Source organism: Protofrankia sp. Cj3 (assembly GCF_917627355.1).
Taxonomy (GTDB): domain Bacteria; phylum Actinomycetota; class Actinomycetes; order Frankiales; family Frankiaceae; genus Protofrankia.
In genome coordinates this window covers 1-10,577 of the sequence record NZ_CAKJTR010000163.1, presented here as the reverse complement: position 1 = coordinate 10,577, position 10,577 = coordinate 1, and the positions used below count along the sequence as shown (strand labels likewise).

The following is a 10,577-nucleotide window of genomic DNA, read 5'->3' as shown; positions in this document are numbered from 1 at the left end:
ACCCGCGTCCGGCCCGCCGCAGGCGCGACCGTGCCCGCGGCGGGCCGGACGCCACCGCCGCTACCACCGCCGCCACCGCTGGCCGAGCCGTCCGCGCCGGTGAGCGGCCCGGCGCCCGCCGCGCTCAGCTCCCGGCGGCGAGACAGGTACTCCTCGACCCCGCCGGGCAACATGACCAGCGAGCCGTCGCCGAACAGAGCGACAATCGTGTCACAGGTCCGTTCCAGGAAATAGCGATCATGACTGACCACAACCAGGGTTCCCGGCCATGAGTCCAGGATGTCCTCCAGCGCGGTCAGCGTGTCGGTGTCCAGGTCGTTCGTGGGCTCGTCCAGGAGCAGTACGTTCGGTCGCTTCATGAGCAGCCGCAGAAGCTGCAACCGGCGCCGCTCCCCGCCGGAGAGATCACCGACCGGTGTCCACTGCCGGGCCGACGGCAGGCCGAACTGTTCAAGCAGCTGGCCCGCGGTCAGCTCCCGGCTCCGCCCGCCGTCCCCGGCGGCGCCTCGCGCATGCGCCGACGGCTTCGGCCGAGGCCCGACCTCCAGGACCTGACCGGCCTCCTGGACCGTCTCCAGCGCCCGCAGCCGCGGGTCCAGTCCGTGGATCTCCTGGGTGAGCAGGGCGGGACGCGCGCTGCGCCCGACCCGGACACTGCCGGAATCCGGGCTCGCCGCACCGATCAGCAGGCGCAACAGCGTGGTCTTCCCGCTCCCGTTCATCCCGACGAGACCCACCCGGTCCCCCGGGCCCAACCGCCACGTCATGTTCGCGAACAGCGCCCGGTCACCGAGGCGCAGCGTCACATCCTCGACATCGAAGACATCCTTACCGAGGCGGGAGGCGGCAAAGGTGCGCAGGCCAAGGGTGTCGCGCACAGGCGGCTCATCAGCGATCAGGGCGTTGGCCGCCTCGATGCGGAAGCGCGGCTTGGCGGTCCGGGCCGGCGGGCCGCGACGCAGCCAGGCAAGCTCCTTACGGAGCAGATTCTGGCGCCGGGCCTCGGCTGCGTCAGCCCGCCGTGCCCGCTCCGCGCGGGCAAGCACGTACGCACTGTAGCCGCCGTCGTAGGCGTCCACCCGGCCGTCGACGACCTCCCAGACCCGGTCGCACACCTCGTCGAGGAACCACCGGTCATGCGTTGCGACGAGCAGCCCGCCACGCCAGGAGGCCAGCTCGGACGCGAGCCACGCGACGCCCTCGACGTCGAGGTGGTTGGTGGGCTCGTCCAGTACCAGCAGGTCGAAGTCATCGACGAGCAGCGCGGCCAGCGCGGTACGCCGACGCTCCCCACCGGATGACTGCCCGACGATGTCGTCCAGGCGGTCGAGCAGGCCCAGCCCGCTGAGCACCGACCGGCGACGCGGATCCGCGGCCCACACGTGGTCGGGCACGTCACCGACCACGGCCTGCCGCACGGTCGCCGTGGGCACGAGCCGGTCGTCCTGGGACAGCATACCGACGCGCAGGAATCCCGTGCGCACGACCCGGCCCGCATCGGGGTGAGCCTCCCCGGCCAGGAGCTTGAGCAGGGTGCTCTTGCCCGCGCCGTTGCGGCCGACCACCCCGATCCGCTCTCCGGCCGCCACCCCGAGGCTGACGCGGTCCAGCAGGACACGGGTGCCGAAGGCGGCCACCACCGCCTCCATCGTGACCAGGACAGCGCTCATCAGGTGGCGCTCATCGGAGCTGACTCGGCAGGAGGCATCCCCGGTTCACCCGGACACGCCAGGGTCGATCACACGGGCACCGGCGACCGGGCCGTACGCCCGCCGAACCGCCCGGCAGACGCCCATCCCGGCGAGGCTCGCCGCCAGAGCTACGCTCTGCGCGGCGTCCCGCGCGAGAAAGGCGCAGGTCGGCCCGGAGCCGCTGACGATGGCGCCGACCGCCCCGAGCTCGGTCCCGGTTTCCAGCACGCGGCGCAACGACGGGCGCAGCCGCAACGCGGCCGGCTGCAGATCGTTCACCAGGGCCTTGCCCAGCTCGACCGGGTCTCCGGTACGCAATGCCGCCAGTACCCCGCCAGGCGGCGTGGGCTCGGTGCGCAGACGCCCCTCGGACAACCGGTCGAACTCGGCATAGACGGACGCGGTGGACAGGCCGCCGTCAGCCAGCGCGAAAACCCAGTGGTACTCGCCGCGCCCGAGGACCGGCGTCAGCTGTTCGCCTCGGCCGGTGCCGAGCGCTGTCCCCCCGGCCAGGGGGAATGGCACGTCGCTACCGAGCCCGGCGGCGAGCTCCGCGAGGACCGAGCGGTCCAGGCCAGTACCCCACAGGGTGTCGAAGGCGACCAGCGCCCCGGCCGCGTCGGCGCTGCCACCAGCCATCCCCGCCGCGACCGGAATGCCCTTGACCATGCTCAGGCGCGCCCCCGCACCACGTACCCCGGCGCGGGCCGCGAGCACCTGGGCGGCACGAACAGCCAGATTGTCCGAGCCCGTCGGAACCAGGGAGATCCGGGCCGCCGCCGAGCTCACGGCCGGGTCCCCGGGCAGCGCGGCCGGGGTGGTACCCGCGGCACCCTCCCCGATGACCTCAACCGCGACGACCGGCTCCACCGCGTCCGGGTCGGTGACGCCGTCCGGGGCAGCCGTAACCGTGATGTCGTCATAGAGTGAAACAGCCTGCAAAATCGTAATTACCGCATGATAGCCGTCGTCACGACGCGGGCCGACCCCAAGATGCAGGTTGACCTTTGCCGGTGACCGGACGGTCACCCGGTTGCCCTGGGCGGGCACAGACGACCGACCGGGGCCGGGCGCACCCGAAGGGTGCGGATGAGACCGAGGCAGCGGACGCTCCTTCACTCACTTGTGGGGCGTGTTCCGACCGGGCACCAACGAACCTATCCGGCCGGCCGGACGCGAGTGGCCCCCTCACCACCGGGTAGGACGCTGCATACCAGCTGGTTGAGCGCGCCGAGCACGACCGGCTGTCGCCTGTGGACGGCCAGCGGCCGCTGGCCACGGGGCCCGCCCGGCCGGAGATCTCCGGAAAGCCGAGGGATCCATCCCCACGACTCCAACGATTGCGGAGGCACGTCATGAGCACGACAACCACCGAGAAAACCGCTCCCGTGACCCGCGAGACAGCCCACCGCGACGGGGCCGGCGTGTCCCGGCGGAGCACCACCGAACTCGTGACAAGCCAAGGCAGGACTGCCATCGCGGACTCGGTCGTCCGCAAGATCGCGGGCGTGGCGACCCGCGAGGTCGAAGGCGTGCACAATCTCGGCTCCGGCAGCGCCCGCGCGGTCGGTTCGCTGCGCCAGCGTATCCCCGGCTCGTCCGGCCGCAACGTCTCGCAGGGAGTCGGTGTCGAGGTCGGCGAGCGGCAGGCGGCAATAGATCTCGACGTCGTGGTCGACTACGGCGTGTCGATCGTGGATCTCGCACAGGCGATCCGCGGCAACGTCGTCAGCTCGGTCGAGGGAATGACCGGTCTGGAGGTGACCGAAGTCAACATCGCTGTTGATGACGTCTACATCCCCGAAGATGATGACGACAAGCAGGCCCGGGTGCAGTAGCAGTCATGGCCCGCTTGGTTGTGTCCGCGCGGCCGGCCGCGATCGCGGCCGCGGTTGCCCGGTGCTCCGCGGTCGCCGCGCTGTCTCCCGGAGCCAGCGGCAACGTGGTCACGTATCTGCCCGGCCAGCGCGTCGTCGGCGTCCGCAAGGTACTGGGTGGGGTCGCCATCCATGTCGTCGGCCAGTTCGGGCCGACGATTGCCGAGATCGCCAGCCAGGTCCGGAGCGCGGTCACCGCGGTGGCTCCGGAGTGCGAGCGGATCGACGTGCTCGTCGACGATCTCGAGATCCTCCCTGACAGGCCCGTCACCAGGCCCGCCGGCCAGCCGCGCGGCACCGGTGGAACGCACACCCGCGGCACGGCCGGCGGCAGGGCGGCCCGGGGGAAGACGGCCATGACCAAGTCGGCCGCGGCTGGAACGACCCGTACAAGCACCAGGGCCGGAAAACAATGACCGACAGGCCGGTCGGGCCCGCCACCGGCCAGTCCGGGCCAGCGCGGCTGGACGGGGCGGCGGATGCCGCCGCCCGACGCGCCGAGGCACGTCGCTTCATCCGGGAGAACCACCCGGACAGAGGCGGCGACCCCGCTGTGTTCATGGCTGGCCTGCGGGCTCGGCGACCGGAACGGCCGCCCCGGACCGGATGTGCCGAAGTGAGCGGCTACCATCGGCGGACCGGGTTCGAGATCATCGCTTACTGGCTGCGTGGACAGTGGGCACACCGGCACCGCTTGCGCGAGTACCACCCGCACGAGCGTCGTGTACAGCGGCTCTGGCGAAGATCGCAAAAGTCCCCACGAGTACGTTAACGCCCGCCCGCCGGGCCGCGGCGCGCGCCCCGGCGGCAGGCCCAGCTCGTGGGCTCGTGGGCTCGTGGCTACGGGCCTAGCAGCAACGGCTATGGGCCTACCAGCACGTACGACCGTCTAGCAAGGAGGCTTCGATGCGTTCGAGCGCAATCGGTCTCATCACCGGATTGATCTCCGGTCTCGCGCTCGCCTTCGGTGATTTCGGCGAGTTCCTGATCGTCCTCGTCTTCGGGGCGATCGGCCTGTTCATAGGCAAGATCCTGGACGGCGAGATCGATATCAACCGCTATGTCGGCGGCGGTGAACGCCGCGATACGCGATGACACGCGCTGGAACGCGCCGCGCCGAGAACGTGGTCCGGGGAAACCTGGTCGTCGCCAGCGGCGTCATCGAGAAAATCGCGGCCCAGGCCGCGCTGGATGTCGAAACCGTCGGTGGGCTGGGACAGCGGCATCCCGGCCGAGGGCGGCGGCAGGCCACCGACGAGCGTCCCCCGCAGGTGTCAGCGCGCGTCGGCCGAGGTACCGCTTCGATCTCCATGTCGTTGTCCGTACGGTATCCTGTCCGGATTGTTGAGGTATGTGAAGCGGTACGCACCAGCGTGACCCGACAGGTGGCCGACCTGGCCGGCCTACGGGTGACCCACATCGACATCGACGTGTCCGCTTTCGAGTTCGACGCCGGCCCGAGCAGCCGGGCACGGTAGCTCACGGGAGGTCACCATCGTGCGCGTGACAAACCGGATTGTCGCGGCGCTGCTTGCGGCGGTCATCGCGGCGGTCGGGGTCATCGCGATCATCGAGATGGTCAGCGCGGCCCTCGACGACGGGTACGCCATCGTCGACTGGCAGTCGATAACGGCCGCCATGGCACGCAACACCTGGTCCGACACAGGGCCGACCGTGCTCGGCGTCATCCTCGGTGCCGGTGGGATCCTGCTGCTTGTGCTGGGGCTGCGGCGCGGCCGGCTGCAATGGTTCGCCGTACGGCCGTCCCCGACCGGGACGGCCACCTTCGCCGCCGGGCGCGGCATCGCCCGTGCGCTCGCCAGCGCGGCCGAAGACATCGACGGCGTGACCCGAGCAAAGGTCCGGCTCCGGCGGCGCACCGCCAAAGTGACGATCGAGAGCAGTCCCCGGATCAACCCGGACGCGCCGGGACAGGTGCGTGACGAGATCCGCGAACGGCTGGCCTCCTTCGAGTTGGCGTCGCCCCCGAAAGTGAAGCTGACGGTGAAAGCGTCACGTCCGGCCTCCCGTACCGGCGGTGTCGTGCCGGAACCGGCACAACCGGCACAACCGGCACAACCGGCACAACCGCAGCCACCGCCACCGCCACCGGCGGACGCGCGGCAGGACCCCGCCCCCACCGGCTCGAGCGGTCCCTCACCGGCCCCGGCAACCACGAAAGCAATCTTCGATGTTTCAACCATGGGTGAGCGGGCCAGGCAGCACCCGGTCGGCCTCGATCTGACCAAACCCGATCCGGAAGGCACCCGGCGGGACGCCCGGAACGAGGAGCGGAAAAAGGACCACACATGAACGCAACCGTGAGCCCCACGAGCGCACGAACCATGGACAGCCCGATCCCCCAGCTCGGTCCACCGATTCAGCCGGACGAGGTAAGCATGATCGAGCCGACCGGATCGGCGAAGATGTCCCGGCCACGCAGGCAGCCGTTCGCCCCTGGAGTCGATCTGCTGAACCGGGTGGTGTTCGTTCTGTTGGGGCTGGTGTGCCTGGGCGGTGGGGCCGTCGCGCTGCTCGCCGGTCGGGGGGTGTTCGGGGATGACGTCGCGGCCCGGTATGGGCTCACCGCGCAGAACCGCTCCTTTGCCGCCGAGCATGTGTGGTTCTGGCCAGTTGCCGGAGCGGTCACGGGTCTGGTTGTCCTGCTGGCGCTCGCCTGGCTGTGGCTACAGAAGTCCACCGGGAACCTGCCCGGCCTGTATGTCGTCGACGACACCTTCGGGCGCGTCCGGGTGAACGCGCGAGCCTTCACCGGCGCGGTGGAAGGCGAACTGGCTACGCTGCCGGGCGTCCGGCAGGTGCGCGCGCGGCTGCTCGGCACGGGGAAGCGACCGTTGCTACGGGTAGTGGTGACCATGAAGCCAAGCACGGACGTCCGCCGGATCCGAGCCGATATCGAACGGGCCGCTCTGCCGCATGCGCGTGGTGCCCTGTCCCGCGCGGACCTCGCCACCGAAATCCAGCTCATCCCGCACCCCGGCCACGGTGACCGCGTGTACTGACCAGCCCTGCTTAGTGGTCGGCCAGCAATTTTCGATCAGAGTCCGGCAGCCGTGTCCCGGTCAGAAGGGTGGCGGCTCGGGTTCTGGGTCCGGTTGCGGGGTGGGCGGCGGTTCCGGGTGGGGTTCGGGTTCGGTCTGGTAGACGCGTAGTTCCGGACTGGTCCAGGTGGCCGTGCCGGTTTCGGTTACTTCGACGGTCCAGGTCCCGTCGTGCTTCAACCGGTGATGATGTCGGCATAGCGTGAGCAGATTGGCTGCTTCGGTGCTGCCGCCCTCGGTATAGGCCCGCACATGGTCGAGATCGCAGATGGTGGCGGGCGTTCGGCATCCCGGGAATCGGCAGACCCAGTCCCGGGCCCGGATCTGGCGGGCCAGTGCGGGTGAGGGGAATCGGCGTCGTCCGACGTCGACGACGTGGCCGTCGACCGGGTCGGTGAGTAGCCGTCGCCAGGTTGCGTTGGCGGCCAGGTCGCGGGCGAGCCCGGCCGGGATCGGTCCGTAGCCGGCCAGTTCGCCGGGGGTGTCGGCCAGCCCCGCCAGGGTGCCTAGTGGAATCAGCACTCCGACCTCGACGCGGACCGGGTCGTCGTCGCGGTGGCGGCCCAGCAGAATGTCGGTGAGGACGTCGGCGCGGCGTTCGTCCATACTCCGGACATCCTGCGCGTCGCCGGCGCGGCGGGCCAGGGCGTCGATGCGCTGGTAGGCGGCTTGGGCGTCGGGGGCGGCCAGGAACGCCGAGAGCTCGGCCATCCCTTCCTCCAACGGCTGGAGGCCGACCCGGCGCCCTCGGCGTTGGAGTTCGTGGCGTTGTGTGGCGCCGTCGGGGTCGATCGCAAGCACCGCGCGGCGCAACGCCTGGCGGAACGCCGCGTGGCTGGCTCGTCCGCCGTGGGCCAGGACCCTCGCCTCGACCGCGGCGGCGTGGGCGTCGGAGAGCGGTTCGGTGGCGTCGGCGACGGCGCGGACCCGGCCCAGATCGAGGATGCCGGCGGCCAGGGCGGCCAGGGTTGCGGGTAGCCGGTGGGTTACGGCGTGGGCGAGTGCGAGTTGGGTGGCGGCGGCGTTGTAGGACAGGTTGAGTTCGGCGGCGACTTCGTCCGGGGCGAATTCCCCGAAGGGCCGTTGTGGGCCGGTTTCGGGGCGTAGGTGGGCGAAGCGGCCCTGCGTGCGGAGCATGACCGCGTCGAGGGCGGCGCGTTGGCGGGTGATGGTGGCCATCAGGGTCAGGCAGGTGGACGCGTCCAGCCCCTCGATGTCCACGCCGTCGAGGTCGAGGGCGGTCGCCGGGCCTGGACCAGCCGGGCCTGGGTCGGCACACCCATCAGACGATTCGAACATATGTTCAGGATAGGTGTCTGGTCCGACATTTCCACCCCGTCGGGCGACCAGGAATTCTCAGCCGATCTGGCAGTCGGGTGTCTGATGCCCGTGGCCACGACCGGCGCGGCATGACGGGGCGAGCAACAGGGTGGAGGACGGTTGGGCGGAGGGCAGCAACACGGTCATGCCCGGTACCGGTGCAGACGACTGGACCCCAGCGGCCGGCGTCGTGGCCGGCGCCGCTGAGACCGACGTCGGCCCGGCAGACCGGACCACAGTCGCAGCCTGGGAGACCGGGCCGCTAGCGGGCGCGGTCACAGCCGACGTAGTCCCACCCGCAGCGATGGAGGGTCCAGCATCCACCGACGTCGGCAACCGGGGTTGGTTGTCGATCGCCTCGGGGCGCTCTGAGCGCACGCCGGCGACCGGCTGATCCGCCATTTCATCCGGACGGTGACCAGCCACCACGAGAACAATGCCGAGGACCGCGCCAAACCCGCACAGGCCTATGGCAGCCCTGGCCCCCGCCCGCCTGCCGCCGCCAGCGCCGCTGGACCGCCGCAGCCGTCGATGCCGGGTGGGCGGGCCCGCCGTGGCCGCGGCAACAGACGACCGATCAGATCCAGGGTCACCGTCCCAGGGAAGCAGCGTCCAGCCGCCCCCCACGGCCGACGGTCCGGTATCTTCGGACAGCTCTGCGTCTCCGGACACGAACGCACCTACTTCCACCCTGACCCGACGGCAGCGATGGAACAATATGACCGGGCTGACACCGCAGGACACTTGACCCACCGCAAACTCGGAACACAGCGGCCCAGATCAGCCACCGCAGGCGGGTGGGTCAACGGACCGGGCGACGGCGAGGCGGGTGAAGTCCGTGACGTCCAGGGTCTCGCCGCGGGCGGACGGGTCGACCCCCACGGCTCGGGCCAGGCGGTCGACCTCGGCGGACGAGCCCGCCCAACCGCCAAGCGCCGTCCGCAGGGTCTTGCGGCGCTGCGCGAAGGCCGCGTCCACCGCGGCGAACACAGACCCGCGCAGTTCCGGCGGCCCTGGAACCTCGCGCCTGGTGAACGCGACCAGGGATGAGTCGACGTTCGGCCGCGGCCAGAACACCGCGCGCGGCACCGCGCCGGCCGGGCGCGCCGAGGCGTACCAGGCGACCTTCACGCTCGGCACGCCGTACACCCGGCCGCCCGGCGCCGCGGTCAGCCGGTCCGCGACCTCAGCCTGCACCATGACCAGCCCCCGCCCAATCGACGGGAAGCGTTCAAGAACACCGAGCAGGAGCGGCACCGCCACGTTGTACGGCAGGTTCGCGGCGAGGACATCCGGTGGGTCACCGGGCAGGTCCGCGGGAACGAGACGTAGCCCGTCGGCGGCCACGACGGTCAGCCGGGACGCCACAGCCGGGCCGAGCCGGGCCGTGGCAGTCGCCGGCAGGGCCTCGGCAAGCAGCGTGTCCACCTCGACCGCGACGACGCGGCCCGCGGCCGCAAGCAGCCCGAGAGTCAGCGAACCAAGCCCAGGACCGATCTCCAGGACCGTCTCATCGGATCCGGCCGCAGCCAGACGCACCAAGCGGCGGACCGTGTTCGGGTCGACGAGGAAGTTCTGGCCCCACCGTTTTGCCGGTCGCACACCCAGATCGTCAGCGATAGCACGCACAGCGACCGGCGTCAGCAGCCCGTCGCCTCCGAAGCCTGCCTCCCGGGCAACGTGGCCGGGGCCTACCAGGGCCCGAACATCCGCTCAGACGTGGCGGCTACCGCCGCGGCGAGTGTGTCGACATCCTCGCCGCGGGCAGCGGCGAGCGCCCGCAACGTCAGCGGTACCAGATACGGGCTGTTCGGCCGGCCCCGCCACGGCTCCGGTGTCAGGAACGGCGCGTCGGTCTCGACGAGGAGCAGGTCACGAGGGGCGACGGCGGCGGCGTCCCGCAGGTTACCCGCGTTCCTGAAAGTCAGGTTACCGGCGAACGACATCACGTAACCGGCGTCCGCGCAGCTCTTCGCCATGACCGCGTCGCCGGAGAAGGCATGGAAGACCACCTGGTCCGGCGCGCCTTCCTCGGCGAGGATGCGCAGCGTGTCGTCATGCGCCTCCCGGTCATGGATCATGAGGGTACGGCCGGTCCGCTTGGCGATCGCGATGTGACGGCGGAAGCTCTCCTGCTGGGCGGCGTGCCGCTCGGGCGGCGTGCGGTAGTAGTCCAGACCGGTCTCGCCAACCGCCCGTACCTTCGGCATGGTGGCCAACTCGGCGATCTCCGCGAACGTCTGTTCGTCGACACCGTCGGCGGCGTCGTTCGGGTGGATCGCGACCGCCGCGTACACATCGGGATGCTCGGCCGCGGCCCGCGCCTGCCAACGGCTGGTCGCCAGGTCGATCCCCACGCTGACCATCCGCCGGATGCCGACAGCGCGCGCCACGGCAACCGCATGCGCCACATCACCACCCATGATGTCAAGATGGCAGTGGCTGTCGATCACCTCTACCGCCAGCGGTTCCGGTGGCTGCGGCGGGTCGCCACGACGTCCGGCATCCCGTGCCATCTGGCCAGGCCACCTGCCCTTCCGTTCCATCTCCACCGCGCTTCACCGCGCTGTCCCCGCCGGTGCCCCTCACGAGGCCCCGGTTGAACGGAACAACGATCGCACCGCCCC

11 protein-coding genes are annotated in these 10,577 nt (G+C 70.9%); 6 read left to right on the top strand and 5 right to left on the bottom strand.

The genetic code is table 11. The features are described from left to right. Both MJ783_RS18415 and MJ783_RS18410 read right to left on the bottom strand, forming a co-directional pair. On the bottom strand, window positions 1-1,670 hold a 1,670-nt coding region (locus tag MJ783_RS18415; protein WP_239311944.1), incomplete at its 3' end, for an ABC-F family ATP-binding cassette domain-containing protein. Window positions 1,671-1,715: 45 nt separating this feature from the next. After that, on the bottom strand, window positions 1,716-2,741 hold the full coding sequence (locus MJ783_RS18410; RefSeq protein WP_370651691.1) for a 4-(cytidine 5'-diphospho)-2-C-methyl-D-erythritol kinase: 1,026 nt from the start codon (window positions 2,739-2,741) through the stop codon (window positions 1,716-1,718). Between the two features lie 305 nt (window positions 2,742-3,046). On the opposite strand from MJ783_RS18410, the gene MJ783_RS18405 reads away from it, so the two are divergent. From MJ783_RS18405 to MJ783_RS18380, 6 genes are all read left to right on the top strand, one after another. After that, window positions 3,047-3,529 carry an Asp23/Gls24 family envelope stress response protein gene (locus MJ783_RS18405; protein WP_239311943.1) on the top strand — a complete coding sequence of 161 codons (483 nt, stop codon included), beginning with the start codon at window positions 3,047-3,049 and terminating at the stop codon, window positions 3,527-3,529. A gap of 5 nt (window positions 3,530-3,534) precedes the next feature. After that, window positions 3,535-3,984 (top strand): hypothetical protein, encoded by a 450-nt coding sequence (locus MJ783_RS18400; RefSeq protein WP_239311941.1) that lies wholly within the window; start codon window positions 3,535-3,537, stop codon window positions 3,982-3,984. 490 nt (window positions 3,985-4,474) lie between these two features. Then, window positions 4,475-4,663, top strand: a complete 189-nt coding sequence (locus MJ783_RS18395; RefSeq protein WP_239311939.1) for a hypothetical protein — start codon at window positions 4,475-4,477, stop codon at window positions 4,661-4,663. Next, entirely contained in the window at window positions 4,660-5,046 is a 387-nt protein-coding gene (locus tag MJ783_RS18390) for an Asp23/Gls24 family envelope stress response protein (RefSeq protein ID WP_239311936.1), read from the top strand. The genes MJ783_RS18395 and MJ783_RS18390 overlap by 4 nt, the downstream gene beginning before the upstream one ends. 19 nt (window positions 5,047-5,065) lie before the next feature. Next, window positions 5,066-5,881, top strand: coding sequence for a DUF6286 domain-containing protein (locus MJ783_RS18385; protein ID WP_239311934.1), 816 nt, complete (start codon window positions 5,066-5,068; stop codon window positions 5,879-5,881). Between the two features lie 86 nt (window positions 5,882-5,967). Further along, the gene (locus tag MJ783_RS18380) at window positions 5,968-6,591 is read left to right on the top strand and encodes an alkaline shock response membrane anchor protein AmaP (protein ID WP_239311931.1); all 624 of its coding nucleotides are present in this window, start codon (window positions 5,968-5,970) and stop codon (window positions 6,589-6,591) included. A gap of 60 nt (window positions 6,592-6,651) precedes the next feature. On the opposite strand, the gene MJ783_RS18375 is transcribed toward MJ783_RS18380, so the two are convergent. The 3 genes from MJ783_RS18375 to MJ783_RS18365 all read right to left on the bottom strand — a co-directional run bounded on the left by MJ783_RS18375 (window position 6,652) and on the right by MJ783_RS18365 (window position 10,466). Beyond that, window positions 6,652-7,929 carry an HNH endonuclease signature motif containing protein gene (locus tag MJ783_RS18375; protein WP_239311928.1) on the bottom strand — a complete coding sequence of 426 codons (1,278 nt, stop codon included), beginning with the start codon at window positions 7,927-7,929 and terminating at the stop codon, window positions 6,652-6,654. 801 nt (window positions 7,930-8,730) lie between these two features. After that, window positions 8,731-9,552, bottom strand: coding sequence for a 16S rRNA (adenine(1518)-N(6)/adenine(1519)-N(6))-dimethyltransferase RsmA (rsmA, locus tag MJ783_RS18370; protein ID WP_239311927.1), 822 nt, complete (start codon window positions 9,550-9,552; stop codon window positions 8,731-8,733). A gap of 89 nt (window positions 9,553-9,641) precedes the next feature. Beyond that, on the bottom strand, window positions 9,642-10,466 hold the full coding sequence (locus tag MJ783_RS18365; protein ID WP_239311926.1) for a TatD family hydrolase: 825 nt from the start codon (window positions 10,464-10,466) through the stop codon (window positions 9,642-9,644). Window positions 10,467-10,577: the final 111 nt, after the last annotated feature.

Coding starts and splice junctions, on each gene's coding strand:
- MJ783_RS18365 (WP_239311926.1), bottom strand. CDS start 10,466: ATGGCACGGGATGCCGGACGTCGTGGCGACCCGCCGCAGCCACCGGAA.
- MJ783_RS18390 (WP_239311936.1), top strand. CDS start 4,660: ATGACACGCGCTGGAACGCGCCGCGCCGAGAACGTGGTCCGGGGAAAC.
- MJ783_RS18405 (WP_239311943.1), top strand. CDS start 3,047: ATGAGCACGACAACCACCGAGAAAACCGCTCCCGTGACCCGCGAGACA.
- MJ783_RS18375 (WP_239311928.1), bottom strand. CDS start 7,929: ATGTTCGAATCGTCTGATGGGTGTGCCGACCCAGGCCCGGCTGGTCCA.
- MJ783_RS18395 (WP_239311939.1), top strand. CDS start 4,475: ATGCGTTCGAGCGCAATCGGTCTCATCACCGGATTGATCTCCGGTCTC.
- MJ783_RS18380 (WP_239311931.1), top strand. CDS start 5,968: ATGATCGAGCCGACCGGATCGGCGAAGATGTCCCGGCCACGCAGGCAG.
- MJ783_RS18400 (WP_239311941.1), top strand. CDS start 3,535: ATGGCCCGCTTGGTTGTGTCCGCGCGGCCGGCCGCGATCGCGGCCGCG.